A 24,988-nucleotide genomic window follows, 5' to 3' on the forward strand; every position below is an offset into this window, starting at 1 on the left:
CCCACGGCCTTCGGCCAGAATCAAAAGCGGACGGCTTTAGAGTTCGTTGGTTCTGCCCGGAGGGCGTGGGAGTCCGCCGGGGTGGCGCTCCACCTTGCCGACGATCTGGCGCGAAGCGCCAGCAAACCCTGTGAATGCTATGCACCTGATCCACCGCGCCGTCTGATTCTACTGCCGGTGCCCGGCAGATCGCTGGCAAGCCGAGCTCCCACGGCCTCCGGCCAGAATCAAAAGCGCGCGACGCGATTGATGGCGATCGCTTCTGCCCGCAGGACTCCAGATGCCGACCGCTTCTACCCGCAGGACTACAGAAGCCGATCGCTTCTGCCCGGAGGGCGTGGGAGTTCGCCGGGGTGGCGCTCCACCTTGCCGACGATCTGGCGCGAAGCGCCAGCAAACCCTGTGGACGCGATGCGCCTGACCCGCCGCGCCGTCTGATTCTACTGCCGGTGCCCGGCAGATCGCTGGCAAGCCGAGCTCCCACGGCCTTCGGCCAGAATCAAAAACGCGCGGTGCAATAGCCCAAAGCTGCTTGAGGAGCTTGTTTGAAACCACAGAATCTCCCACAGTGGCGGGTGGTGTACGCCCAACCCCTGGAGCGCGGCAAAACCTGGATGATCGATCCCTCGGCCTCAGGGCAGAAACGTGCCTGCATCCCCATGACCCCTGGCGTGCAATAACGTACAAGACCGACCCGCCACCACCGCCGTAGATTGGGCGCTTCTCGAACCCTGGTGGAGCCACCCGAATGTCATCCCTGCAAATCACCCGCACTGCCATCAACTTCGCCCAGAAATACAGTCTGTTCACCGAGCAATGGCAACCCAAGGTCGTCGCGCAGATGAACAACTACCAGTTCAGACTCGCCCGTCTGCAAGGCGACTTTCTCTGGCACAGCCACGCCGATACAGACGAGACCTTCATCGTCATCGAGGGCTGCCTGCGCATTGATTTTCGTGACGGCTTTGTCGAGCTCAATGCCGGAGAGCTGTACGTGGTGCCCAAGGGCGTGGAGCACAAGCCCTGTGCGGAAAAGGAAGTGAAGCTGATGCTGATCGAGCCGAGCGGGGTGATCAATACCGGGGACGATACCAATGAGCGCACCGCACAGAATGATGTGTGGATCTGATCGGCTTCAGGTCCCGGGCACGCCGTCTGCTGGCGGCATCAATACCGCGATCAACGCCCTGACCACACCCGGCAGGGCGTCCAGTTCTCTCACCAATATGCTGCGTTCACGCACCGCCCAGGTCTCGTCCAGTTCGATAGTCACCAGCTTCATGGTCCGGCTGTGCCGTACCGCCGCCGATTCGGGAATGATGCCAATCCCCACTCCGGCTTCGACCATCCGACAGATGGCTTCAAAACTCGACACTTGAATCCGCAATGACAGATTCTGCCCCAACCGTTCGACGTGATCGCGCAGAAAGCTGAGCAAGGTGCTGCCTTCGTGCAGACCAATGTGCTGGAACGCCAGGGTCTGCTTCAACGTGACTTTTTTCTGTTTTGCCAGCTCATGACCTTGCGGCACGGTGAGCACCAGGCGGTCGGTGCTGAAGTGGATGACTTGTAAACCTGCGGCCTCGACCGGGCCTGCAATGATGCCCATGTCGGAGCTGCCGTCGAGCACGCCGCGCACGATGTCCCGGGACAGGCGCTCTTGCAGGTCCACCGTCACGCCAGGGCGCTGCGCCATGAATCCGGCGAGCACTTCGGGAAGAAATTCGGTGACTGCCGTGGTGTTGGCGAAGATGCGGATGTGGCCGGCCGAGTCGGTGCCGTAGCGGGTGAATTCACTTTTGAGGTAGTCGACCTGACTCATGATCAGCCGCGCATGCTTGAGCAAGCGTTGCCCGGCGGGGGTCAATTCGACGCCGCGGCTGTCGCGATACAGCAGGCGGGTGTCGAGCTGGTTTTCCAGGGCCTTGATCCGCGCGCTGGCGGCGGCCGGGGAAAGAAATGCGCGGCGCGCGCCCTGGGTCAGGCTCGGGGATTCGCCGATATGAATGAAGAGGCGCAAGTCAGCCAGGTCGAAGTGCATGGTTGAGTCCGGACATTGCGAATAGTGAAGGCCGTTCAGCATACATGAACGCCGGTATACGCAAATGCAAATTCACAGAATGCCGCCGCGCTCTCATGATCTGCTCATAACAACAAATGCAGAGGGTTGTTTCCCATGAGTGCTTCAGATTCGCCTGTGGATTTCAGTGCCTGGGTCGGTCGAACCGAGGAGGCTCGGGATCACTTGAGCCATAACCTGATCAAGCGCATCGCCGCCACCTTCGGCGAACCCACGCCGGCCGATGGCGAGGCGTTGCCGGCGCTGTGGCAATGGTGTTTCTTCCAGGAACCGGTGTTCGAATCCCAGCTCGGCGGCGACGGTCATCCGGCGCGCGGCGGTTTCCTGCCACCGGCCGACAACCGCAATCGCATGTGGGCCGGTGGACGGGTCGAGTTCATTGCGCCGTTGAGAGTCGGGGCCGACGCCCATCGCCTGTCGACCATCCTCAACATCGAAGAAAAGCACGGTCGCACCGGGTCGCTGCTGTTCGTCACGCTGCGTCATGACTACTCGCAAAACGGCGAACTGTGCGTGCGCGAGGAGCAGGATATCGTCTATCGCGAGCCAAACGCGCCGAAGCTCAACAGCGGTGAAGCGCCGGAGCAGGGCGACTGGAGCGAAACCATCGAGCCGACCCCGACCCTGTTGTTCCGCTATTCAGCCGTGACCTTCAACGGCCACCGCATTCACTACGATTACCCCTACGTGACCGAAACCGAGGGCTACCCAGGGCTGGTGGTGCACGGGCCGATGATTGCCACGTTCAACCTGCGCGCCTTTATGCGTGCCAATCCGCACAAGCGCGTGCGTCATTTTGCCTATCGCGGCGTGCGCCCATTGAACGTGCCAACGCCGTTCCGTGTCGGCGGGCGTATCAGCGAGCCGGGCAAGGCGCAGTTATGGGCCGGCAATCAAGCCGGTGTCGCCCAGAGCGCTGAAGTCACGTTCGACTGAATCCTTCCTTTATACGGCAGGCCCGGGCAACTCGGCCGGGCTGCTGATAGACGCGAGCACGCACGATGAACCCATACGAAAACGAAGACCTCAATGCCATCCGTGAAGGCGTGCGCGCCCTGTGCGCCGAGTTTCCGGCTGAATACTGGCGCAAGATCGATGAAGAGAAAGGCTTTCCGGAAGCCTTCGTCAAGGCGCTGACCGACGCCGGCTGGCTGTCGGCGATGATCCCGGAGCAATACGGCGGTTCGGGCCTGGGCCTGGCCGAAGCCTCGGTGATTCTTGAAGAAGTGAACGCCTGCGGCGGCAACTCCGGCACCGTGCACGGCCAGATGTACAACATGTTCACCCTGTTGCGCCACGGCAGTGAAGCGCAAAAAAGCTACTACCTGCCCAAACTGGCCAGCGGCGAACTGCGTCTGCAATCGATGGGCGTCACCGAGCCGACCACCGGCACCGACACCACCAAGATCAAGACCACTGCTGTCAGGCAGGGCGACAAGTACGTGATCAATGGCCAGAAGGTGTGGATCTCGCGGGTTCAGCATTCGGATCTGATGATTCTGCTGGCGCGTACGACACCGCTGGCCGAGGTGAAGAAAAAATCCGAAGGCATGTCGATTTTCCTGGTCGACCTGCGTGACGCCATCGGCAAAGGGCTGACCGTCCAGCCGATCGCCAACATGGTCAATCACGAAACCAACGAACTGTTTTTCGACAACCTCGAGCTGCCGGCTGACAGCCTGATAGGCGAAGAGGGCAAGGGCTTCCGCTACATCCTCGACGGCCTCAACGCCGAGCGCACACTGATCGCTGCCGAATGCATCGGCGACGGTCGCTGGTTCACCGAAAAGTCGGCTGCTTACGCCCGTGATCGCGTGGTGTTTGGCCGGCCCATCGGGCAGAACCAGGGCGTGCAGTTTCCGATTGCCGAGGCGCACATCGAAATCGAAGCGGCTGACCTGATGCGCTGGCGCGCCTGCGAGGAGTACGACAGCGGCAAGAACGCCGGGGCCAGCGCCAACATGGCCAAGTACCTGGCGGCCAAGGCCTCGTGGGAAGCGGCCAATGCCTGTCTGCAGACCCACGGCGGCTTTGGCTTTGCCTGCGAATACGACGTCGAGCGTAAATTCCGCGAAACCCGCCTGTACCAAGTGGCGCCGATCTCCACCAACCTGATTCTTTCCTACGTCGCCGAGCACTTGCTCGAACTGCCACGCAGCTTCTGAGGATATCGACATGAGTCATACCCAGGCATTGGCGGGCTTTCTCGCCGAGCTGAAATACGAACAGATCCCGGGCCACGTGCTGGAGCGTACCGAAGACCTGTTTCTGGACTGGATCGGATCGGCGCTGGCCAGTAAAGGCGCGCGGCCGATTCCGCTGTTCGAGCGTTACGCCGAGCGCATGGGGCCAAGCGATGGCCGCGCGAAGATTCTGGTCAACGGTCGTGGCACCTCGGCTTACTTTGCCGCCCTGGTAAACGGCGCCGCTTCGCACCTGGTCGAGCAGGATGACTTGCACAACAGTTCGGTGCTGCATCCGGCCACGGTGGTGTTCTCGGCGGTGCTGGCCGCCGCGCAGGACCTGGGCAAATCCGGTCAGGGCCTGCTGCTGGCATCGGTCGCAGGTTATGAGGCAGGGATTCGCATCGGCGAGTTCATGGGCCGTTCGCACTACCGCATCTTCCACACCACCGCCACGGTCGGCACCCTCGCGGCTGCGGTCGCGGTCGGCAAATTGCTTAACTTCGACAAGGAGCAGTTCATCAATCTGCTCGGCACCGCCGGTACTCAGGCGGCGGGGCTGTGGGAATTCTTGCGCGACGCCGCCGATTCCAAACAGCTGCACACCGCCAAGGCCGCTGCCGATGGTCTGCTCGCCGCTTACCTGACCGAGGACGGCCTGACCGGCGCGCGCAATATCCTCGAAGGCGATCAGGGCATGGCCGCGGGGATGTCGAGCGACAGCAACCCGGCGCAATTGTCCGACCGTCTGGGCACCCGCTGGGCGCTGGTGGAGACCTCGTTCAAGTTTCACGCTTCATGCCGGCATACCCATCCGGCAGCTGATGCATTGCTGCACCTGATGCAGCGCGAAGGTTTGCGTCATGAGCAGATCGCCAAGGTCGTGACCCGCGTGCACCAGGGCGCGATTGACGTGTTGGGGCGGGTCGATGTGCCGCAGACCGTGCACCAGGCCAAGTTCTCCATGGGCGCGGTGCTGGGCCTGATTGCCGTGCACGGCAGCGCGCAGTTGATCGAATTCCGCGACCTGGCGCTGACCGATCGCGACGTCGCGGCGTTTCGCGAAAAGGTGACGATGGAGCTGGATCCGCAAGTCGACAGTGCCTATCCGGCGCGCTGGTTGGGTCGGGTGATCGTCACCACCACCGACGGCCGCACCTTGAGCGCTGCCATCGACGATCCGAAAGGCGATCCGGGCAACACCCTGTCGCGGCCCGAGCTTGAGGACAAGCTTCAGCGTCTGCTGGCGTTCTCCGGCGCGCGCACCGTGGAGCAGGGCAAGGCGTTGATCGAGCGGGTCTGGCATCTGCGTGATGCGCGGGATCTGGCGGATCTGGTTTAACAGCGAATACGTTCATCGTGATGGTTCCCACGCTCGCGTGGTGTGATCGTTCCCACGCTCGGCGTGGTAACGGTTTCCTCGGACGCTCCGCGTCCATGGGAGCGACGCAGAGCGTTACGGGATGCATGCCCACGCCGAGCGTGGGAACGATCAGTGTGGAGAGACTACCAACATGACTCAACAAAACCCTCGTCCTCTGGACGGCATCACCGTGGTCAGTCTGGAGCACGCGATCGCGGCACCGTTCTGCACCCGACAACTGGCTGATCTGGGTGCCCGGGTGATCAAGGTCGAGCGCCCTGGCGTCGGCGATTTTGCCCGTGGCTACGATCAGCGCGTCGATGGCCTGGCTTCGCACTTCGTCTGGACCAACCGTTCCAAGGAAAGCCTGACCCTGGACCTGAAACAGGATCAGGCCGGCGGTATTCTCGAATCGTTGCTGTCCACGGCCGACGTACTGGTGCAGAACCTGGCGCCGGGCGCTGCCGCGCGCATGGGGCTGTCGTTCGAAGCGCTGCATCAGCGATTTCCCCGGCTGATCGTCTGCGATATTTCCGGCTACGGCGAAGGCGGCCCCTACGAAAAGAAGAAGGCTTATGACCTGCTGATCCAGAGCGAGGGCGGCTTTCTGTCGGTAACCGGTGGCCCCGGCGAGAACGAAATGGCCAAGGCCGGCTGTTCCATCGCCGACATCGCCGCCGGCATGTATGCCTACACCGGCATCCTCTCGGCACTGCTGCTGCGCGACAAGACCGGTGAGGGCAGTCGCATCGACGTCAGCATGCTGGAAAGCCTGGTGGAGTGGATGGGCTATCCGATGTATTACGCCTACAACGGCGCGCCGCAACCGCCCCGGGCCGGCGCTTCGCACTCGACCATCTACCCGTACGGGCCGTTCCCTACCGGCGGTGGCGGGACCATCATGCTGGGTTTGCAGAACGAGCGTGAATGGGCGCTGTTCTGCGACAAGGTCCTGCTGGACAAGGCGCTGGCCACCGACGAGCGCTTCTGCGCCAACTTCAAACGCTCGGAAAACCGTGAGGTGCTGCGCCAGATCATCGTTGACGGGTTTGCCGCTCTGAGCGTCGACGAGGTGGTGGCACGCCTTGAAGACGCGCAGATTGCCAACGCCCGGGTCAACGACATGCAGGGCGTCTGGGCACACCCGCAGCTCAAGGCTCGCGACAGCTGGCGCGAAGTGGACAGTCCGTCGGGGCCGCTGCCGTCTCTGCTGCCGCCAGGGCGCAATGCGGCGTTCACACCGCGCATGGATGGCGTGCCCGGGTTGGGTCAGCACACCGGCAGCATACTGGGTGAGTTGGGATTTTCCGCCGAAGAACAGGCGCAGCTGGTGGCGGCCGGGGTGGTCTGATAGTCGAGCTTATACCCGTTCAAGTCACCCGTTGTACCTGTGGGAGCGAGCTTGATCGCAAGCGATGTGTCAGTCATCCAGAGGTGTGTCGGATGGACTGGCCTCTTCGCGAGCAAGCTCACTCCCACAGGGTTCCATTTGGCGGGTTAAGTGCGCGTCGGATTTTATCTTCAGGAGTGCTTCAAACATGCCCCAAACCATCGTCCGCTCCGCGCTGTTCGTGCCTGGCAGCCGACCCGAGCGTTTTGCCAAGGCCCTGGCCGCTGGTGCCGACGCGGTGATCGTCGATTTCGAAGATGCCGTGGAGGAGCCGCTCAAGCGTCAGGCGCGCGACAACCTGGCGGCCTTTCTGCAGGCCAATGACCAGGTCCGGGTCTGGGTGCGGGTCAATGCCCCGGACCACGTCGAGCACGCTGCAGACCTTGCGTTCTGCAAACAACGTTCGGGTGTAGCTGGCGTCTTGCTGCCCAAGGTCGAGAGCGCAGCGCATGTGGCGGCGGTCTGGCAAACCGCGAAACCGATATGGCCGATCATCGAAAGCGCCAAGGGTCTGCTGGCGCTGGAGCAGATCGCCCATGCGCCGGGTGTCGAACGGTTGTCGTTTGGCGGGCTGGATCTGGCGCTGGATCTGAACCTCAACAGTGGCACGGCGGCAGCGCAGACGTTTCTGGATCAGGCGCGGATGGCGGTGCAACTGCACTCGCGCGGTGCCGATCTGCTACCGCCGCTGGACGGCGTGCATCCGGCCATCGGCGACCCCGACGGTCTGCAGCGCGCGATCCGCCATGCCTACGACATGGGTTACGGCGGTGCATTGTGCATTCACCCCAAACAGGTGGCGGTCATTCACGCGGCCCTGGCGCCCAGCGCAGAAGATTTGCGCTGGGCGCAAAAAGTGCTCGACGCCAGCGCAGCGGCCAATGGCGCCGGGGCGTTCCAGCTCGACGGGCAGATGATCGATGCGCCGGTGATGCTCAGGGCACAGCGGTTGCTGGCGTTGGCGGCGAGTTGAGCTATCGCGGCGGACAGACAATTTCGTTGTAGCAGCACGGCTTGCCGGCGGTGGCGATCATGCGGCGCTACCGCCGGCAAGCCGTGCTGCTGCACAGGTGCGCCGGTGTGTCAGGCGATATAGATGTAGCGGACACACCGCATTGGCCAGCAAGCTGACTCCCAGAGATACGTTCACGTAGCCGGTTCTCTGGTCGATAGTGGCACTTTTCTACTGGCCTGCTAACTTCTGTGCTGCGCCCGTCTAGCGCGCGGCTGAGGGATCTCGACGCAATTGCTGGGGCGTTCAGCTGCGCCGAACGCTGGCTTATTCAAAAGCTGATTCTCTAAACACCCGGGGTTGGGCATCGTTTGCTTGCACAATGCTCACGCACCACCGACTGCTCCTACAAAAATAAGCTCCTACAACAATAAAAAGGTGATATCGATGTTGAAGCTGACCAAGGCGCTTTTCTGCGCCGCTGCAGTGTCCGTGGCCAGCCTGGCTCAGGCCGCTGATCCGATTACCATCAAGTTTGCCCACGTGGTGGCGGAAAACACGCCAAAAGGCCAGGGCGCCTTGATGTTCCAGAAGATGGTTGCCGCCGACCCGGCCTTGAAAGACAAGGTCAAGGTCGAGGTCTACCCCAACTCCTCACTGTTCGGCGATGGCAAGGAGATGGAAGCCCTGCTGCTGGGCGATGTGCAGATGCTTGCGCCGTCGCTTGCCAAGTTCGAGCAGTACACCAAGAAAGTGCAGATATTCGATCTGCCGTTTCTGTTCAATGATCTGGCCGCCGTCGACCGCTTCCAGCAGGGGCCTCAGGGCAAGGCGCTGCTCACGGCCATGGACGACAAGGGCATCCACGGCCTTGCGTACTGGCACAACGGCTTGAAGCAGCTGTCCGCGAACAAGAAGATGATCGAGCCCAAGGATGCCCGTGGCCTGAAGTTTCGCGTACAGGCGTCCAGTGTCCTCGAAGCGCAGTTCGTTGCCTTGCACGCCAACCCGCGCAAGATGAGCTTCGCCGAGGTCTATCAGGGCCTGCAGACCGGCACCGTCAACGGCACCGAGAACACCTGGTCGAACTACGAGAGCCAGAAGGTCAACGAAGTCCAGCCGTTCTTCACCGAAACCAACCACGGCCTGATCGATTACATGGTGATCACCAATTCCAAGTTCTGGAACGGTCTGCCGGCTGACGTGCGCGACGAGCTGCAGAAGATCATGGATCAGGTCACGGTCGAGGTGAATAAACAGGCTGAAGCCCTGAACCAGACGGCCAAGCAGAAAATCGCTGATTCCAAGACCAGCGAAATCGACGCGCTGACCCCTGAGCAACGTGCCAAGTGGCGCGAAGTCATGAAGCCGGTCTGGGACAAGTTCTCCGACGAAATCGGCGCCGACCTGATCAAGGCAGCGGACGAATCGAACAAGGCGCCTTGAGCATTCAAGCGGCTTGATCGTGACAGGCAGTGATGTCTGCGTGGCCGCCCGACAGCGGGCGGTCACCCTCTCTACGTTCGGAGAATTCTTATGCAATCGCTGACGCGACTCTGGGAGCACCTGGAGGAGGGCATGATCGCCTTTCTGCTGGCTGCCATGACGCTGGTGACATTTGTCTACGTGGCGCTGAATAACATCTACACGCTGTTCTATACCCTCAGCGATCAATGGGCGGTCAGCAGTGACTTTTTCGCAGGGATCGGCGATCACTTGATGGGTTACGCCCAGGCCATGACCTGGAGCGTGGCATTGACCAAGGCGTTGTTCGGCTGGCTGATTTTCTTCGGTATTGCCTACGGTGTGCGCACCGCTGGGCACCTGGGGGTCGATGCGCTGGTGAAGAAGACCAGCAAACCGGTACAGCGGATTCTGGCCATGCTGGCCTGCGCCTGCTGCCTGGCCTACGCCGGGCTGTTTCTGGTGGCGAGCTACAAATGGGTGTCGGCGCTGTTCGTCGCTGGCATCGGCGCAGAAGACCTCGACCGCTACGGCATCAAGGTCGCTTACATCACCATGATCGTGCCCATTGGCTTCGCGCTGGTGATCGCCCGTTACCTGGAAATCCTCTACCGCATATGGACCTACCGGCAGACCGGGCTGGGCCTGGCCGACGAAGCGGCGGAAGCGAGCAAACTGGCCAACCCTGGTGAGGAGCGACACTGATGACGGTTATCTGTTTGTTCCTTTTGCTGTTTGTGTTCATGTTCCTGGGCGTGCCCATCGCCATTTCCCTGGGGCTGGCCGGGGCGACCTCGATCCTGCTGTTCAGCCCGGACTCCTTGAGTTCGCTGGCGATCAAGCTGTTCGAGACTTCCGACAGCTACACTTTCCTGGCAATTCCGTTCTTCCTCCTGTCCGGTGCATTCATGACCACCGGCGGCGTGGCGCAGCGCCTGATCGATTTCGCCAACGCCTGCGTCGGCCACATCCGCGGCGGGCTGGCGATTGCGGCGGTGCTGGCGTGCATGCTGTTCGCCGCCTTGTCCGGCTCCTCGCCTGCAACCGTGGCGGCGGTGGGCTCGATAGCCGTGGCCGGTATGGTGCGCTCCGGTTACCCGAAGGAATTCGGCGCAGGCATCATCTGCAACGCCGGTACGCTGGGCATTCTGATTCCGCCATCGATCGTGATGGTGGTGTACTCGGCGGCGACCGAAACCTCGGTCGGCAAGTTGTTCATCGCAGGCGTGGTTCCGGGGATTCTGCTGGGCGTGATCCTGATGGTGGTGATCTACATCGTCGCCCGGGTCAAGAAGTTGCCGGCGCAACCGCGCGTGACATTCCGCCAGTGGCTGCACACCGCGCAACGGGCGTTCTGGGGCTTGCTGCTGCTGGTGATCATCCTCGGCGGGATCTACAGCGGCATGTTCACCCCGACCGAAGCGGCGGCGGTGGCAGCGGTGTATTCAGCCTTCATCGCGCTGTTCGTGTACAAGGACATGACGTTCAAAGACTGTCCTCGGGTGTTGCTCGAATCCGGTCGGCTGTCGATCATGCTGATGTTCATCATCGCCAACGCCATGCTCTTCGCCCACGTGCTGACTACCGAGCAGATCCCGCAGCAGATCACCAACTGGGTGCTTTCCGAAGGCCTGACGCCGATCGGCTTCTTGATCATGGTCAACATTGTGTTGCTGGTAGCGGGCAGTTTCATGGAGCCCTCGGCGATCGTGCTGATCCTGGCGCCGATCTTCTTTCCGATCGCCACCAAACTGGGTATCGATCCGATTCACCTGGGCATCGTGATGGTGGTCAACATGGAAATCGGTCTGGTGCATCCGCCGGTGGGGCTGAACCTGTTCGTCACCTCGGCCGTGACCGGCTTGACGCTTGGGCAGACCATCCGGGCAGCTTTGCCCTGGTTGTCTATCCTGTTGTTGTTCCTGATCCTGGTGACCTACGTACCGTTCATTTCCCTGGCGCTGCCCAACTGGCTGGGCATGCCCTGAAGGTCGCCTGATGCAAACCGAACTGTGAGCGCAGTGCCTTGGCCCTCGTCGACGTGATGTCGTCGGGGGCCTTTTTGTTCGGCAGCAGATCGACGCATGTAACCATGCCGCCAGAATCAAAGGCTTGAGCGCGTGCCGCCGATGTGCCGGTGTGCAGAGGGCCAAGGTCAGCAGAGGGGAGGGATGAAGGCGTGCGCAGGGGGCACTACCTGTGCTGAGATTGAGCCGAGGAAAACCTGCAGACAAAGAAAATCCGCGCAGGCCCATGCTTCTGGGCGCTGCGCGGACGGTCTACGACTCGATCAATGCATGAACAGTGCGATCAGGATAATCACTGGAATCGGCACACCCAGGAACCACAGAAGTAATGAGCGCATGATGTTTCTCCTTCTTAGCGGATGTTGGAAGTGGTGGTGTAGGCACGGGCTTCGACGTAGGTCACGGCGTCACGACGACGACCACCCCAGATCGCTGCAAGGCTTGCCACAAAGGCACCACACAGCAGGGCGACGAAGGTCCACAGCGCGCTCATTGCAGCGGCCTTGGCAGCGGCGTCGGCGGCTTGCTGGGCTTTGAGCTTGGCGTCCGCCACGGCTTGTTTGGCCTGACCGTAGACTTGATCGACACGGGCCTGGGCATCGGCCTGGCTCAGATTGGTGCGTTGGGCAACCAGTTGCGCAAGGTAGTTACGGTCTTCAGTCGCCAGCTGACCATCGTTGGCCAAAGTCTTGGTGAAGATCCGCACGACCACGCCACGTGCCGCATCGTCGCTCACGGCTGCCGGGCGGTCGTCACGGAACAAGGTGTCTACGAAGTAGCCGTATTGATCGCTACTGGTATTGCTCGCCGCTGAACCGGCGGCGGCCGCAGCTGTGCCTGCCACGCCTGCAACAGCAGTCGCGCCGGCCTTGACACCGCTACCGACCAGACCGCTGACTGAACCGACGATCAGGACAGCGGCTACCAAGGTCGCAATAGCCCAAGACAGGAAGCCATGGGCGGTATCGCGGAAATACACTTCATCGCCATGCATGCTTGACCATTTCACCCGCAGGCGACCGGCCAGATAACCACCGAGCCCGGACGCCAGGATTTGCGTCAGTGCCAGCCATACCACGGCGGATATGCCGATGGTCTTGGCGCTCGCGCCTTCATTGGCCCACGGCGACATTGCCGAGAAGCCCAGGCCCGAGCCCAGCAGAACGAGAATCAGAGACAAAGCAGCGGCACCTGCGGCGCCGGCCAGAATTGCGCCCCAGGAGACCCCTGAGACATTGGTGGGTTCTTCAACAGCGGCAGAATAGCTATCAGGCGAGACGTTCATTGTTGTGCTGCTCCTTGCGACTAATTTGTTGTGACTTCGCTGGAGGTCATTGCAGTGCTTATGCCAACTCTGTATTTATTAAAATTACCTTATATTTCAATGAGTTGTTTTTGTTTTGGAATACCCGGTTCATGCAAAATGCATGACTGGCCGTGTCACCGCAGGCGTTATGCCCGGTTTGCCGAAGTTCAATCTGTTCAGTGAGTTGCAGCAGGTTTTTAGTGTAATCAACAACCCCGGAGAAACATCCGGGCACGTTTTGCCGCTGGGTGCTGTCACACAAGGTCGTCGCCGATTGCGCCTTTGGTAGCAGTGCCGACATATATATGTGCAGTTGAGCGCTTTGTACGATGTCTTCGTGCCATGTTTGACCTATAGTCTTCGCTCAGCTCCCGTCTCTTCGAGAGGTTAATTGCCATGTTTCTGCATCGTCCCCTGGAAGAAAAAGACATCCCGTCCGTGTGCAACATGCCACAGAGTGTCGACGAGCTTTTCTACATGTTTCCCAAGGCGGCTTTTCCGCTCACGCCTGCCCAGCTCAACGACGCGCTGGAGCAACGTTCCGACAACACGGTTATCGAACTCGATGGTGAAGTGGTCGGGTTTGCCAATTTCTCACGCTTCGATTTTCGTGGCCGCTGCTCGATGGGCAACGTCATCATCGCCCCGCATGCTCGCTCCAAAGGCGTGGGGCGCTACATGATCGGCTGCATGATGGAGCTTGCTTTCGGTAAGCATGAAGCCACGGAGCTGACCGCGTCCTGCTTCAACCACAACGTGCCAGGGTTATTGTTCTATCCCAAGCTCGGTTTCAAGCCATTCGCGATCGAGGAACGCCTGGATAAGCGTGGCAACCGCGTGGCGCTCATACATCTTCGGCTGCCCCACGGCTGACAGACCTGCGTCATTCGTCGGTGAGCGTTACAGCAACCGACGAATGGACGCCCCATAAAGAAGCCGGCAGGCAACCGTGTGCAAGCGCTTAATCCTCATCCTGATGGTTGATTGCGCTCTTTTATTGGTTAAACACTTCAGGTGAAACGTTTTTTCCATGCGTCCTCTTCGTTCTCCCCTGATCAGGGCACTGCCATTGCTCAAGTTGCTACAAGTTGGGGCGAGGCGTATAACTTGGGTATTCGTCTATGGCCGTCGGGTTTACGGATGAATAGGGTGAACTGTTTTACACAAGGAAGCGGTTAAATACGAAGTCAGGCGCATACTGCACGTTAAACGGCAGGGAGGGCCTGAGGAGGAAAACCCAATGTTTGCATGCATACTTTCGGACCTTGAACTGCGCAATATCATCGAGCGAGCATTTCTGCCCATGCGCTGCAACTGCATGGTCACGGGCAATACCATGACTGTCGAAGTCATTGACCCCGACACCGGACGGGTGGGGCTGCTCAAGAGCGGTCTGAGACTGGACAGGCTGGACACCAGCCGTGCCCTGTGCGAGCTGATCTGCGCGCTGCGCGACGAGCTGAATAACAGCCCGTACCTGCATGACCACGCCCTTGCCAGTTAGTTGTCTGGCAAGTTCTCTGCAAACAACGCCCACGATGAATTGTCCGTCATGGGCGTTTTTCTTTATGGGTGTGGCGTGCCCAATCGATATGAATATATTCAAATGACTGACTGTTAAGTCAAAACGTCGTGATTTTTTACGTTCATATGCGAGCGGCCACGAAATAAGCATCTGCGCGAGAAAGTTTGAACGCCAAGTTTCATCAATACCTTGATGGGCGCAACGGGTAATCGTGTGCGGCGGGCGATCATCAGGTAACTTATGCTCGCCGGCTATGGAAAAAACAGCCTCAACCTTTTATCTTGGCTGCCCAGGGCGACAGAGCGCTGATCTGAACTTCAAGGGGAATGCATGGCGGACTATCTGCCCGACGATGCCGGTAAAGCACGGCGGGGTAATGCTTTCAGGCGTTTGATTCGCACGCGCAAGCTGTTGCTGGGCGTGGCCGCGTTGCTGGGTGTGGTGGCGGCCTGTGTCGCGGTGATCGCGCTCATGCTGCAGAAGCTGGAGACCCGCAGCAACGCCTACCAACCTCCGATGACCGAACTGGAACGCCAGCGTCTGTTGCCTGCCGATCCGGTTCTCGACGCTGCACCCAGGCTAGATGGCCTGCGCTACGGTGATCAGGGAGCGCCGCAGGCCGCTGAGCCACCTGTGGAGGCTTTGGCTGCGCCTGGGGCGCCGGGCCACGGCACAACGCGGGTGATCGAGGATTTACACGCCACCGCCCATCAAGATGCAAAGTCTGCGAGCAGCCGGCGTTAGCCCTGCGCTCAATGCACCTGGCGCTGTTCCTCTTTCTCGAACAGCAGGCGGAACTGCTTTTCACCCTCGTCCTTGATCGCGTAATGCTCACGGATCGGGCCCGCCTCGATCTGCCCGTCCATGGCAATTCGAATGACGGCGGACTTTGACAGATAATCCGGCACCTCACCCAGAATGGTCAGCTCTCGCAGCGTGTGACCGTCCTGCTCGATGGTGGCCAGCCTGACCCTGCAGGTCGCTTGCATGGGAATCGGACCGAAGAGCGTGTCGCGGGAGTAATCGATTTCGGCAATGCTGGACCGAAGATTTTTCTCAGCATTCATGGTGGCGACCTCTATGTCATTTAGTAACGAGCGTAAGCCTGATAATGGAGGCGGATCCGCTTGAAATAGTTCTGTGTTTTCCTACCGCAGGTGCAACCGTTCATCGGCTGTGCTCGGCTGTGGGTAATTGGGGCGGGAAATTTCCGGAGTAACGGCGTCAGTCATCTGCCTGCTCGGCCGTGCTGCCAGCTCATGCATTTGGAAGTCAATAGGGACGGAGCGATAAGCACTAACGGTTACGACGAACGTTCGTCAAGTTAAAGTGGGTGCGTTATTGGCTTCGAGAATTAGTTGCGACGCGGGCAGCAGGTGTTTTTTTAATATTAAAAACGCATGGGTGGGGGAAGGCACTGCGCAAAGCAGGCGTCAAAAAAATAACTATCAATAAAAACAATGAGTTACGACTGAAAGTTAAATTTAACGATGTTTTCTCGAAAATTTGACACTTCTCATGTTTTTTGAAACTATCACTCTACGTTTTTCCTCTTGTGGTGGCAAAAGCGGCGCACCCCTCAAACTCCTCACAAGCTTGAAACAAAGCGTTCGGCGAAATGGCGGTAGCGTCCCCGAATGTTTTGTATAACGGGTGCAAGTCAGACACGTCCATCCCTCCGTTCTCCTCTTCAAAGTCTCCCTTCTATGTTCGGGTCTTCCTGGAGCCGAAGTGCAGCGCGGCCTCGCGTCGCCGGATGGAGTTGAAGCGTTCTTCGAAGTGTGGCTGAAGCGACGGTCGTTAGCGCCAGTTGCGGCGGTAGTCATGCCCCAAATCAGCCGTTGTCTTAATAAGTATCAAGTTCGACATAAAGCAATCGCCCGTGATGGGTAATTGGTTGTGACCGTCATTCAGGGTTCAAAAGTAATTTTGGGCTGCGTTCAATACGTCGACTAAAGTTCGGGAGTGAATATTATGCATGGAGATCATCTGGAAACCGTTTGTGGTTGTGTAGTAGGGGGAGCCGGACCAGCAGGGATGGGGTTGCTTTTCAACGCGTTGAAGAGTGGCGCCATGCCTGAACTGGCCAGGGAAGGCCTGATCATTGTCGATGCCAGTCCAAACCCCGGCACGGGACGCTTGGGCGAATACCGGATCACCGCCAATTCGGTGGGCGATGTGTTTCTCGATTGTCTTCGCGATCCGGCACTGCGTGACGTGTTCGAACCGCTGGAGCATTCGCCTGCCTATTGGCGTATCCGCCGCCAGGCGCAGAGTGCGCCGCAGCTTGAGGATGTCGCTGAACTGCTGGCCGAGGCCTCGACCCTGGTGCTGGACTTCATCGTCGAGCACTACGGTGTCAAGCTGTGGACTCGAACCACCATCACCGAAGTGGTGCATGAGGAAGACGGCTATCAAGTCTGGGTTGAATCCGAAGGACGCACTCGGCGCATTCGTTGTCGCGCTCTGGTGCTCAACCTGGGCGGGCGTCAGGACCCTCAGCACTTGCTCGACAGCCTGGCCGATCAGGGTCTGGCGGTACCGCCATCGGCCAGCGTGCAGAGCGCTGACGCGTTGCTGCGCATGAACGGCGTGCAGCTGCGTGATCTGTTTGCGCCGATGCTGGCACGAAAGGGCAAGGTCAGCGTGGTCGGCGGATCTCACAGTGCCTTTTCGGTGCTGGAGAACCTCGCCGATGCGCTGGAGTTCGCCGGGCTTGCCGAGGTCACGCTGGTGCATCGCTCGCCGATCCGCCTGTTCTACGAAACAGCCGAGGCCGCCACGGCAGCCGGGTATGTCTTCGACCCGCTCAAGGATGTGTGTCCGGTGTCGGGGCGGGTCAATCGCTCGGGCGGCTTGCGCTACCGTGCGCTGGATATCGGGCGTGAAGCCCTGGCAAACGGGCGCATCGGCAAAACCGGCGTGCGCGTGCAGTTGCTGCAGACCCAGGATGGCCAGCACGGCCAGTTGGACCTCGCGCGACTTGCCCTTGCCGAATCCGAAGTGGTCGTGCAGTGCACCGGCTACCAGCCGTTATTGCCCGCGCTCAATTATGCCGGGGGCGGCGCCATCAACTTGATGGAGGTCAAGGGCGGCGTGGACTCCGATCCTTCCGGTTGCCCTCTGGACAGCAACGGTCAACGTCTTTACGGCCTGCATCTGTTCGGTCTGGGCGCCGGACTTGGCGTGGACCCCAGACTGGGCAGCGAGGCTTCGTTCGACGGGCGCATTTATGGCGTCTGGCAGTTCCACCACGACGCCAGCGGCGCGGTGATCGACGCTGTTCTGGCGCGCCTGCAGCAGCCGGTCATCCAGCCTGTCAGTCTCAGCCTTACCCGTCGCCTGGTGGCCAGTCGAGAAGAGCAACGCCAGCCGTTCCTCTGGCCCGTATTGGCCAACGCGCAATCCTGATCCTGCCTGCAACACTTGTCCCGGATGCCTTGCGCAGTTCCGGGATTTTTTTTGCCGATCGTTTTTACCCCCAATGAATCGATGACCTTTAAAAACAATATGTTGGTCATCATCCAACTTTTGGATAGAGTTGCTGCATTCAACTATTCTGGGTTGTTCAGACCCTTCGCGCTCAACTCGACAAGGAACCTACAGGACATGCGTATTTTGATTGTGGGTGCAGGCGCCATAGGCGGTTATTTCGGCGGTCGGTTGCTCGAAGCCGGGCGCGATGTGACGTTTCTGGTGCGTCCGGCCCGCGCCCAGGAGCTGGATCGAAGCGGCCTGATCGTTCGCAGTCCGCAGGGCAATATCCTTTACCCTTCGCCGCCGCAGGTCATGGCGCCGATGCTGGACCAGACCTTCGACCTGATCCTGCTCAGCTGCAAGGCTTACGATCTGGATACGGCCATGGACGCCTTCGCCGCAGCAGTGGGACCGGACACGTTGATTCTGCCCTTGCTCAACGGCATGGCCCATCTGGAGCGCCTGGCCGAACGTTTCAGCCCGGACAACGTGCTGGGCGGGCAGTGCCTGATCTCGCTGGATCGCGATGCGTCCGGGGCCATTCTGCACCTCAACGACACCAACCAGTTGTCGTTCGGGGAGCTCAACGGTGGGCTGACGCCGCGCATTCTGAAGGTGGCCGAAGCGCTGGCCGATGCCGGGTTCGACGCCAACCTGAGTCAGCAGATTGTTCAGGAGATGTGGGAAAAGTGGTGTTTCATCGCAACCGGCGCAGGCATCACCGGCGCCATGCGCGCATCCATCGGCGATGTGATCGCCAGTGACGGCGAGTTTCTGGTGCTCAAGTTGCTGGCAGAATGCGCCAGCGTCGCAGAGCATGCCGGCTACGCAGTGCGCAGCGAAGTGCGCCAGCGTTTCCAGGCCATGCTGACCACCCCGGGCTCGAAAATGACCGCTTCGATGCTGCGTGATATGGAGCGCGGGACGCCGATAGAGGTCGAGCAGGTGATCGGTGACATGATCGCTCGACGCGCCAGCTCCGACAAACACGCCAGCGGCGGGCTGTCGGCTCTGGATTTCGTTCATCTGCACCTCAAGGCCTACGAAGCACGTCGGATTCGCGAGCAGAGCTAGCCGACATGAGGCCTGGAGTGCTCGACGTCGCCACCGCCCGGCGAGCGACGTCGCTACCCGGTTGAGCCGGTCCCGATTGTGATCGGCGCAACCTGAGCAGAACACTTGATCATTTGGCCTTGGTCAGCTCCATGATCATCCGCGTCAGCAGATAGATCCTCGGCGAGACGCTTTCGACCTCCGCGTACTCTTCAGGCGTATGGATGTTGCCGCCGACGATGCCGAAGCCATCGAGGGTGGGCACGCCGACGCCCGCCGCGAGGCTGGCATCTGCCGCGCCGCCGCTGCCTTCGATGGTCAGCTTGCGACCGATTTCTCCGTAGATACTCTGGGCGATGGCCACCAGTTTGTCCGATTCGGCGGTCTGCGGCATCGGCGGCAGACCGCGCTGCAAGTGGGTGGTGACCTCGGTGTCGGGAATCAGCTTGTTGGCCGAGACCCGTGCCAGGTCTTTCTCGATCCGATCAAATTCTTCGGGCACCGCCACCCGCACGTCAGCCTTGGCGGTGGCTTGATCCGGGATCACGTTGACCCGGTCACCGGCATCAAGCACGGTGAAGTTGATGGTGGTTTTTTTCTGCGCATCGCCCAACTGGCCGAGTTGCAGAATCTGATGCGCGGCTTCCATGGCGGCATTTCGCCCAAGTTCAGGCGCAACCCCGGCATGCGACGCCTTGCCCTTGACCTCGACGACCGCCGTGCCGCTGCCCTTGCGCCATACCACCAGGCCATCGGCCGGACGCCCAGGCTCAAGGTTCAGGGTGACATCATGTTGTTTGGCGACCTTCTGGATCAGCTCGGTGGCTGCGGTCGAGCCGGTTTCCTCGCTGGCATCGAGCAGGAAGGTAATCTGCGCGTAGTCCTTGAAGCCCAGCTTGTCGAGGATTTTCAACGCATAAAGACCGGCCACGATGCCGCCTTTGTCATCCATTACCCCAGGTCCGTAGGCACGGCCGTCCTTGATGTAGAACGGGTGAGCCGCGGCCGAGCCTTCCTTGAACACGGTGTCCATGTGCGCCATCAGCAGGATCCTGGCCTTGCCGGTGCCTTTGAGAGTGGCTATGACATGACTGCTCTTGTCAGGCGCTGTGTTGGGGACGGTTTCGATGGTCGCCCCCAGCTTCTTCAGCTCATCGACCGTGATGTCGCGCACTTGGGTCAGTCCGGGCTCGTAGCCAGAGCCTGAGTCGATGTTCACCAGCCGCTCCAGCAGCTTCAACGCCTCATCCTTGTACTGGTCGGCGTCGGCTTGCACCTGTTTATGCGGCTCGGCGAGAGCGGGGGCAGCCACTCCCCAGGCAAGGCTCAGGGCGGCAGCGAGTGCACAACGGGCGAATGATGAAGTCATGGGTCGATCCTTGATGTTGTTTGAAGATGTTTCGGATCACACCGTAGCTCGTTGCACAGGATTGTGCATGTCGAAATGCGACAGCAAGGGTTGCCAGCGCTCGGAGCGGTTTGCCCCCGTCGTGCATCGACAGGTGCGCAAAAATCTCGAACCTTTACGGTGAGCTACCCTCAATAACTCTACATCTGTAATCAGAGGAGACATGCACCATGCCGGTCAAGCACGATTTGTTCGCGGATTTGAGTATTAGCAAGGACGAGCTGGGCAAGCGTCGCGGCGGTGACCCGAAGCTCAACCAACTGGTCACTGATTACGACACGATTGACGGAGACATAGTGAAGGCAGAGAACGGCTCTGCGGGCGATATCTCTGACGATCAGTTGAGAGAGCTCAAAGAGAAGCGGCTGCTGGCCAAGGACAAGATCGTGCAACGGTTGGAGGCCGGTCGCTGACCGACCTGAACCCAGAATCTCATGACGGCTGGTCCTTTGCAGGACTGGCCGTTTTCATTTTCGGGGTCAGGCAGCGGCAGGTTAAAAACTTACCGGGGGGAGGGCAAGCGGGCAATGACTGGATCCAAAATCAAGACGAAAAAAAACGGCGTCGGGATGTACGCCGTTCATTTTTGCCTGCCGCCAGCGAGCCACAGGCCATTTACAAGACAGAAGAACCGTGTGGCTTATTGAGGCTCTTGGTTTGGAGCGATCTCGGCCTGAATACGTTTGTAAATCTCTTCACGGTGAACTGAAACATTCTTCGGCGCGTTGATGCCAAGCCTGACTTGAAGGCCCTGTACGCCCAGAATGGTAACGGTGATTTCGTCACCAATATTTATGCTTTCGCCGACTTTGCGGGTGAGTATCAACATAATCTTTTCCTTGATGGCCTCTTGAAGCGCCTCTACCGGGAGGCTGGCGTTAGCCCTTGGGTGGTGGTGATTGCCGATTGCATCCAAATGCGTCCGTCATTATGACGCCATTGGTATGAATTTAATTCCCCAGGTTCATCTTCTTATCATTGGTATGAGTGCTCCTGAGGCCAGACGGCACGCGAATTTTGCCTCAATTTGGCGGTAAAACCCCGTAACAATTGGCTATGACCCTGATAGCCGGCTGCGGGGCGGCGCCTATTGCACACTCCTTTGGCATTTATTGCAAAGAACTCGTGCCAGGCGGCGATGAAATTTTCATTAGTCGGCGCTGTACGTGATCTCCTAGAAGAGTGTAGGAGACTTCCGAAATACGCGACGGCAAGTGACATGACTTTAAGCGAATCAGTGACAAGCCCCTCAAACGCGTGCATTCGGCTGCGGGTCATGCGGGGTCATGCGGGTAGCGCGGGCCAGAAACGACATGCCCACCGCGAGGGTGGGCATGGGGCCAGCGGTCAGGGAATCAGACCACCAGCGACAACAGCATGATCAGGATGATACCGACGACCGAAAGGATGGTTTCCATCACGGTCCAGGTTTTCAGGGTTTCGACCACGGTCATGTTGAAGTACTGCTTGACCAGCCAGAAGCCTGCGTCGTTGACGTGAGACAGGATCAGCGACCCGGCACCTGTGGCCAGCACCAGCAGCTCGCGGTTGACCCCTGGGACCATGGCAACCACCGGTGCGACGATACCGGCACCGGTGATGGTGGCCACCGTCGCCGAGCCTGTGGCGACGCGAATCACCGCAGCCACCAGCCACGCCAGGAGGATCGGCGAGATCTGCGCCTGCACGGCCATGTGGCCGATCAGGTTACCGACGCCACTGTCCACCAGCATCTGCTTGAAGCCACCACCGGCACCGACGATCAGCACGATGGCGGCCACTGGCGCCAGACTCTGGTCCAGCAGTTTGATGATCTGGTCACGGCTGAAACCGCGGGCCGATCCAAAGGTGTAGAACGCCAGCAACAGCGCGAACAACAGGGCCGCGATCGGGTGACCGATGAAGTCCATCCAGATGCGGAAGATGTGGCCTGCGGGCAGCGCCACGTCGGCGAAGGTCTTGAGCAGCATCAGGAACACTGGCAGCAGGATCGTCACCAGCGTGATGCCAAAGCTTGGCAGGTTCGCGTTGGTCGATTCCTTGGCAATCTGATCCATCAGCTCTTTGGACGGATTACCCGGAATGCGCTTGGAGATCCACTTGCCGAAGATCGGGCCAGCGATGATGGCGGTAGGGAACGCGACGATCAGGCCATAGAAAATGGTTTTGCCGATATCCGCATTGAAGATGCCGATGGCCAGCAGCGGACCCGGGTGCGGAGGCACCAGGCCGTGGACTGCGGACAGGCCGGCAAGCAGCGGGATGCCGATCTTGACGATGGACACGCCGCTGCGACGAGCGACGATGAACACCAGCGGGATCAACAGCACGAAGCCAATTTCGAAAAACAGCGGGATGCCGACCAGGAACGCCGAAAACATCATCGCCCAGTGCACGCGATCCTTACCGAAGCGACGGATCAGTGTCTGGGCAATCTGGTCGGCGCCGCCGGAGTCAGCCATCAGCTTGCCGAGCATGGTGCCAAGGCCAAGGATGATGCCGACGAAGCCGAGCACGCCGCCGAAACCGTCCTGGAACGACTTCATGACTTTGTCCACAGGCATGCCGGAGGTCAGCCCGAGAAAACCTGCTGCGATGGTCAGTGCAATAAAAGGGTGGACCTTGAACTTGGTGATCAATAGCACAAGGCCAATGATGGTCACCAACGCATCGACGAGTAGATACGTGTCTTGAGTCATACCGAACATGGGGTGTCTCTCCGTTGTATTTTGTTTTTTTGGAGCTACTGCTCAACGCTGTTGTCCACTGCCCTGTGAACCTGATAAGACAGCGCTATCTTTGTCGCTCACGCCTGATGGCCAATCAAGAGCCGGTGAGAGCGGTGGCAGATGGGGTTTGCGATGCGTTCCACCAGGTTGCCGCTTCGGCACCGATGGTCTCGATCGATTGGGTTGCGTCCGCGACCAGCGTGCGGTCTTCGCCGTAAGGCGGTTCCAGGGTGGCGAACTGGCTATCAACCAGACTGGCCGGCATGAAATGCCCCGGCCGGTGTGCGCAACGCTCGGTCGCCAGCTCCCTGGTCAGTTCCAGAAACACGAAACCCAGGCCCGGCACGGCCGCGCGCAGGCGCTCGCGGTAGATGAGCTTGAGGGAAGAGCAGGTCAGGACCGGTTTCTCGCCTTTGCTGACCGCGTTGGCGACTTCTTCGCCAAGACGGGTCAACCAGCCAGCGCGGTCTTGGTCATCGAGTGGGTGGCCAGCGCTCATCTTGTCGATGTTGGCCTGAGGGTGAAAGGCATCACCTTCAATCAGGCGACCCCCGATGTTCTTGGCGATCTCAGCACCCACGGCGCTTTTGCCGCAGCCCGAAACACCCATCACCACGAGGGCAGAAGTAGCAGTTGAAGCAGTCGTCATAAAAACCTCGTCCCAGAGACAGCGCTGTCTTTGCCGGATGGTGTGCAAGGCCGGCAAGTCTGTGTCCGGGTGTAGTCATTGTTATGGGTATCTCGCTGATCCATGAGATGCATCCCTCGCGGTCGTGAAGACGATCGAAAAGTTGCGGGCCTCCGTGAGATAGCGCTACCTTAGAGCCCATCCGAGACAATCGCAACCCCTGCGGCTTTTCCGTCCAATCAGTTGGCAACGCATGACACGTATTGGTTCCCGCTCCACCGGTCGTCCCACCCTCAATGAAGTCGCGAAACTGGCCGCTGTCTCGCCCATCACTGCCTCCCGGGCCCTGCGCGGCGTGGTGACGGTAGCGCCCGAGCTGGTGGAGAAAGTTCGCGCCGCTGCGCAGAGTCTAGGCTATGTCGCCAACCCTGCCGCACGGGCGTTGGCGTCCTCGCAAAGCCAGTCGGTGGTGGTGCTGGTGCCGTCGTTGTCCAATCAACTGTTCATCGAAACCCTGGAAGCCATTCAGGCGGTACTGCGCCCACGCGGCCTGGAAGTGGTCATCGGTAACTACCACTATTCGGCAATAGAAGAAGAAAACCTGCTGCGCAGCCACCTGGCCAATCGGCCCAGGGGCATCCTGCTCACAGGTTTTGACCGCAGTCAGGCGGCGCAGCAGCTGCTGGCGGCCAGCGGCGTGCCCTGCGTGCACATGATGGAACTCGATCCGGGGCGCGCGGAGCCCTGTGTCGGGTTCTCTCAGCAACAGGCGGGCGCCGAAGCAGCTCGGCATCTGTTGAGTCGCGGGCGCAAGCGCCTGGCCTATGTCTCGGCGCAACTGGATCCGCGCGTCATTCAGCGGGGCACCGGTTTTCGCGGCGCGCTGGAGCAGGCCGGCCTGTACGACGAAAACCTGCAGATGGCCTCGCCGTTGCCGTCGTCAATCGGGTTGGGAGGAGAGTTGTTTGCCCGTTTGCTCGCTGAGCACCCGGACGTCGACGGGGTGTTTTTCTGCAACGACGACCTGGCCCAGGGTGCGGCGCTGGAGGCGCTGCGTCGGGGGATCAGGATCCCCGAACAAGTCTCGCTGATCGGCTTCAACGATTTGCCCGGTTCTGCGCACATGGTGCCGCGCCTGACGTCCATCCGTACCCCTCGCGAACAGGTCGGCCAACGCGCCGCGCAACTGCTGCTGGGCTTGCTGGACGGCACGGTGCAAGAGGCGCAGGTGGACCTGGGGTTCGAGCTGGTGGTGCGCGAGAGCACCTAGTCGCGCCTCATACCCGTGATCGTTGCCACGCTCTGCGTGGTAACGCCGCCCCGGGCGCTGCGCCTCCGGCAGCAGTGACGCAGAGCGTCACCGGATGCATGCCCACGCAGAACGTGGACATGATCAGGTTTCA

The 24,988-nt window shown here is 60.1% G+C and carries 24 protein-coding genes; 17 read left to right on the forward strand and 7 right to left on the reverse strand.

Annotation, left to right across the window (positions count from 1 at the left end):
* Positions 1-545 precede the first annotated feature (545 nt).
* Both ACI2KS_RS25085 and ACI2KS_RS25090 read left to right on the forward strand, forming a co-directional pair.
* Positions 546-680 (forward strand): hypothetical protein, encoded by a 135-nt coding sequence (locus ACI2KS_RS25085; protein WP_404623706.1) that lies wholly within the window; start codon positions 546-548, stop codon positions 678-680.
* A gap of 68 nt (positions 681-748) precedes the next feature.
* Entirely contained in the window at positions 749-1,129 is a 381-nt protein-coding gene (locus tag ACI2KS_RS25090; RefSeq protein ID WP_404623707.1) for a cupin domain-containing protein, read from the forward strand.
* Between the two features lie 6 nt (positions 1,130-1,135).
* On the opposite strand, the gene ACI2KS_RS25095 is transcribed toward ACI2KS_RS25090, so the two are convergent.
* Positions 1,136-2,041, reverse strand: a complete 906-nt coding sequence (locus tag ACI2KS_RS25095; RefSeq protein ID WP_404623708.1) for a LysR family transcriptional regulator — start codon at positions 2,039-2,041, stop codon at positions 1,136-1,138.
* A gap of 135 nt (positions 2,042-2,176) precedes the next feature.
* Between ACI2KS_RS25095 and ACI2KS_RS25100 the strand changes: the two genes are divergently transcribed.
* The 8 genes from ACI2KS_RS25100 (at position 2,177) to dctM (ending at position 11,420) form a co-directional block, all read left to right on the forward strand.
* Positions 2,177-3,016: a MaoC family dehydratase N-terminal domain-containing protein gene (locus ACI2KS_RS25100; RefSeq protein WP_404623709.1), complete on the forward strand. Its 840-nt coding sequence runs from the start codon at positions 2,177-2,179 to the stop codon at positions 3,014-3,016.
* 65 nt (positions 3,017-3,081) lie between these two features.
* Positions 3,082-4,245, forward strand: a complete 1,164-nt coding sequence (locus tag ACI2KS_RS25105; RefSeq protein ID WP_404623710.1) for an acyl-CoA dehydrogenase family protein — start codon at positions 3,082-3,084, stop codon at positions 4,243-4,245.
* 10 nt (positions 4,246-4,255) lie between these two features.
* Positions 4,256-5,605: an MmgE/PrpD family protein gene (locus tag ACI2KS_RS25110; protein ID WP_404623711.1), complete on the forward strand. Its 1,350-nt coding sequence runs from the start codon at positions 4,256-4,258 to the stop codon at positions 5,603-5,605.
* A 172-nt stretch (positions 5,606-5,777) separates the two neighbouring features.
* A complete protein-coding gene (locus ACI2KS_RS25115; RefSeq protein WP_404623712.1) occupies positions 5,778-6,977 on the forward strand; it encodes a CaiB/BaiF CoA transferase family protein in 1,200 nt (399 codons plus the stop codon).
* A 187-nt stretch (positions 6,978-7,164) separates the two neighbouring features.
* Positions 7,165-7,989 (forward strand): HpcH/HpaI aldolase/citrate lyase family protein, encoded by an 825-nt coding sequence (locus ACI2KS_RS25120; RefSeq protein ID WP_404623713.1) that lies wholly within the window; start codon positions 7,165-7,167, stop codon positions 7,987-7,989.
* Positions 7,990-8,415: 426 nt separating this feature from the next.
* Positions 8,416-9,414, forward strand: a complete 999-nt coding sequence (locus tag ACI2KS_RS25125; protein WP_404623714.1) for a TRAP transporter substrate-binding protein — start codon at positions 8,416-8,418, stop codon at positions 9,412-9,414.
* A gap of 90 nt (positions 9,415-9,504) precedes the next feature.
* On the forward strand, positions 9,505-10,137 hold the full coding sequence (locus tag ACI2KS_RS25130) for a TRAP transporter small permease (RefSeq protein WP_404623715.1): 633 nt from the start codon (positions 9,505-9,507) through the stop codon (positions 10,135-10,137).
* Positions 10,137-11,420 carry a C4-dicarboxylate TRAP transporter large permease protein DctM gene (gene dctM, locus ACI2KS_RS25135; protein WP_404623716.1) on the forward strand — a complete coding sequence of 428 codons (1,284 nt, stop codon included), beginning with the start codon at positions 10,137-10,139 and terminating at the stop codon, positions 11,418-11,420. The genes ACI2KS_RS25130 and dctM overlap by 1 nt, the downstream gene beginning before the upstream one ends.
* A gap of 391 nt (positions 11,421-11,811) precedes the next feature.
* On the opposite strand, the gene ACI2KS_RS25140 is transcribed toward dctM, so the two are convergent.
* A complete protein-coding gene (locus ACI2KS_RS25140) occupies positions 11,812-12,744 on the reverse strand; it encodes a hypothetical protein (RefSeq protein WP_404623717.1) in 933 nt (310 codons plus the stop codon).
* A 417-nt stretch (positions 12,745-13,161) separates the two neighbouring features.
* Here ACI2KS_RS25140 and ACI2KS_RS25145 point away from each other — a divergent pair, with 417 nt between their 5' ends.
* The 3 genes from ACI2KS_RS25145 (at position 13,162) to ACI2KS_RS25155 (ending at position 15,034) form a co-directional block, all read left to right on the forward strand.
* Positions 13,162-13,638, forward strand: a complete 477-nt coding sequence (locus ACI2KS_RS25145) for a GNAT family N-acetyltransferase (protein ID WP_404623718.1) — start codon at positions 13,162-13,164, stop codon at positions 13,636-13,638.
* Between the two features lie 367 nt (positions 13,639-14,005).
* Complete coding sequence (locus ACI2KS_RS25150) at positions 14,006-14,269, forward strand: DUF1652 domain-containing protein (protein ID WP_404623719.1); 264 nt, start codon at positions 14,006-14,008, stop codon at positions 14,267-14,269.
* Between the two features lie 351 nt (positions 14,270-14,620).
* Positions 14,621-15,034 (forward strand): hypothetical protein, encoded by a 414-nt coding sequence (locus tag ACI2KS_RS25155; RefSeq protein ID WP_404623720.1) that lies wholly within the window; start codon positions 14,621-14,623, stop codon positions 15,032-15,034.
* Between the two features lie 8 nt (positions 15,035-15,042).
* Here the strand turns inward: ACI2KS_RS25155 and ACI2KS_RS25160 are convergent, their stop codons facing one another.
* Positions 15,043-15,357, reverse strand: coding sequence for a hypothetical protein (locus ACI2KS_RS25160; protein WP_404623721.1), 315 nt, complete (start codon positions 15,355-15,357; stop codon positions 15,043-15,045).
* 907 nt (positions 15,358-16,264) lie between these two features.
* Between ACI2KS_RS25160 and ACI2KS_RS25165 the strand changes: the two genes are divergently transcribed.
* Positions 16,265-17,701 (forward strand): pyridine nucleotide-disulfide oxidoreductase, encoded by a 1,437-nt coding sequence (locus ACI2KS_RS25165; protein WP_404623722.1) that lies wholly within the window; start codon positions 16,265-16,267, stop codon positions 17,699-17,701.
* A 198-nt stretch (positions 17,702-17,899) separates the two neighbouring features.
* Positions 17,900-18,841, forward strand: coding sequence for a ketopantoate reductase family protein (locus ACI2KS_RS25170; protein ID WP_404623723.1), 942 nt, complete (start codon positions 17,900-17,902; stop codon positions 18,839-18,841).
* Positions 18,842-18,950: 109 nt separating this feature from the next.
* Here the strand turns inward: ACI2KS_RS25170 and ACI2KS_RS25175 are convergent, their stop codons facing one another.
* On the reverse strand, positions 18,951-20,189 hold the full coding sequence (locus tag ACI2KS_RS25175; RefSeq protein ID WP_404623724.1) for a M20/M25/M40 family metallo-hydrolase: 1,239 nt from the start codon (positions 20,187-20,189) through the stop codon (positions 18,951-18,953).
* Positions 20,190-20,398: 209 nt separating this feature from the next.
* Between ACI2KS_RS25175 and ACI2KS_RS25180 the strand changes: the two genes are divergently transcribed.
* A complete protein-coding gene (locus tag ACI2KS_RS25180) occupies positions 20,399-20,641 on the forward strand; it encodes a DUF465 domain-containing protein (RefSeq protein WP_404623725.1) in 243 nt (80 codons plus the stop codon).
* 227 nt (positions 20,642-20,868) lie between these two features.
* Here the strand turns inward: ACI2KS_RS25180 and csrA are convergent, their stop codons facing one another.
* The 3 genes from csrA to ACI2KS_RS25195 all read right to left on the reverse strand — a co-directional run bounded on the left by csrA (position 20,869) and on the right by ACI2KS_RS25195 (position 23,567).
* Positions 20,869-21,057 carry a carbon storage regulator CsrA gene (gene csrA, locus ACI2KS_RS25185; RefSeq protein ID WP_062380972.1) on the reverse strand — a complete coding sequence of 63 codons (189 nt, stop codon included), beginning with the start codon at positions 21,055-21,057 and terminating at the stop codon, positions 20,869-20,871.
* 526 nt (positions 21,058-21,583) lie between these two features.
* Positions 21,584-22,936, reverse strand: coding sequence for a GntP family permease (locus tag ACI2KS_RS25190; protein ID WP_404623726.1), 1,353 nt, complete (start codon positions 22,934-22,936; stop codon positions 21,584-21,586).
* Positions 22,937-23,051: 115 nt separating this feature from the next.
* Entirely contained in the window at positions 23,052-23,567 is a 516-nt protein-coding gene (locus tag ACI2KS_RS25195) for a gluconokinase (RefSeq protein ID WP_404623810.1), read from the reverse strand.
* A gap of 271 nt (positions 23,568-23,838) precedes the next feature.
* Here ACI2KS_RS25195 and ACI2KS_RS25200 point away from each other — a divergent pair, with 271 nt between their 5' ends.
* On the forward strand, positions 23,839-24,855 hold the full coding sequence (locus ACI2KS_RS25200; RefSeq protein WP_404623727.1) for a LacI family DNA-binding transcriptional regulator: 1,017 nt from the start codon (positions 23,839-23,841) through the stop codon (positions 24,853-24,855).
* Positions 24,856-24,988: the final 133 nt, after the last annotated feature.

It is taken from the genome of Pseudomonas sp. NPDC087358, from assembly GCF_044900785.1.
In the GTDB taxonomy this organism is placed as follows: Bacteria; Pseudomonadota; Gammaproteobacteria; order Pseudomonadales; family Pseudomonadaceae; genus Aquipseudomonas.

Coding starts and splice junctions, on each gene's coding strand:
- ACI2KS_RS25090 (WP_404623707.1), top strand. CDS start 749: ATGTCATCCCTGCAAATCACCCGCACTGCCATCAACTTCGCCCAGAAA.
- ACI2KS_RS25095 (WP_404623708.1), bottom strand. CDS start 2,041: ATGCACTTCGACCTGGCTGACTTGCGCCTCTTCATTCATATCGGCGAA.
- ACI2KS_RS25100 (WP_404623709.1), top strand. CDS start 2,177: ATGAGTGCTTCAGATTCGCCTGTGGATTTCAGTGCCTGGGTCGGTCGA.
- ACI2KS_RS25105 (WP_404623710.1), top strand. CDS start 3,082: ATGAACCCATACGAAAACGAAGACCTCAATGCCATCCGTGAAGGCGTG.
- ACI2KS_RS25110 (WP_404623711.1), top strand. CDS start 4,256: ATGAGTCATACCCAGGCATTGGCGGGCTTTCTCGCCGAGCTGAAATAC.
- ACI2KS_RS25115 (WP_404623712.1), top strand. CDS start 5,778: ATGACTCAACAAAACCCTCGTCCTCTGGACGGCATCACCGTGGTCAGT.
- ACI2KS_RS25120 (WP_404623713.1), top strand. CDS start 7,165: ATGCCCCAAACCATCGTCCGCTCCGCGCTGTTCGTGCCTGGCAGCCGA.
- ACI2KS_RS25125 (WP_404623714.1), top strand. CDS start 8,416: ATGTTGAAGCTGACCAAGGCGCTTTTCTGCGCCGCTGCAGTGTCCGTG.
- ACI2KS_RS25130 (WP_404623715.1), top strand. CDS start 9,505: ATGCAATCGCTGACGCGACTCTGGGAGCACCTGGAGGAGGGCATGATC.
- dctM (WP_404623716.1), top strand. CDS start 10,137: ATGACGGTTATCTGTTTGTTCCTTTTGCTGTTTGTGTTCATGTTCCTG.
- ACI2KS_RS25140 (WP_404623717.1), bottom strand. CDS start 12,744: ATGAACGTCTCGCCTGATAGCTATTCTGCCGCTGTTGAAGAACCCACC.
- ACI2KS_RS25145 (WP_404623718.1), top strand. CDS start 13,162: ATGTTTCTGCATCGTCCCCTGGAAGAAAAAGACATCCCGTCCGTGTGC.
- ACI2KS_RS25150 (WP_404623719.1), top strand. CDS start 14,006: ATGTTTGCATGCATACTTTCGGACCTTGAACTGCGCAATATCATCGAG.
- ACI2KS_RS25155 (WP_404623720.1), top strand. CDS start 14,621: ATGGCGGACTATCTGCCCGACGATGCCGGTAAAGCACGGCGGGGTAAT.
- ACI2KS_RS25160 (WP_404623721.1), bottom strand. CDS start 15,357: ATGAATGCTGAGAAAAATCTTCGGTCCAGCATTGCCGAAATCGATTAC.
- ACI2KS_RS25165 (WP_404623722.1), top strand. CDS start 16,265: ATGCATGGAGATCATCTGGAAACCGTTTGTGGTTGTGTAGTAGGGGGA.
- ACI2KS_RS25170 (WP_404623723.1), top strand. CDS start 17,900: ATGCGTATTTTGATTGTGGGTGCAGGCGCCATAGGCGGTTATTTCGGC.
- ACI2KS_RS25175 (WP_404623724.1), bottom strand. CDS start 20,189: ATGACTTCATCATTCGCCCGTTGTGCACTCGCTGCCGCCCTGAGCCTT.
- ACI2KS_RS25180 (WP_404623725.1), top strand. CDS start 20,399: ATGCCGGTCAAGCACGATTTGTTCGCGGATTTGAGTATTAGCAAGGAC.
- csrA (WP_062380972.1), bottom strand. CDS start 21,057: ATGTTGATACTCACCCGCAAAGTCGGCGAAAGCATAAATATTGGTGAC.
- ACI2KS_RS25190 (WP_404623726.1), bottom strand. CDS start 22,936: ATGTTCGGTATGACTCAAGACACGTATCTACTCGTCGATGCGTTGGTG.
- ACI2KS_RS25195 (WP_404623810.1), bottom strand. CDS start 23,567: ATGGGTGTTTCGGGCTGCGGCAAAAGCGCCGTGGGTGCTGAGATCGCC.
- ACI2KS_RS25200 (WP_404623727.1), top strand. CDS start 23,839: ATGACACGTATTGGTTCCCGCTCCACCGGTCGTCCCACCCTCAATGAA.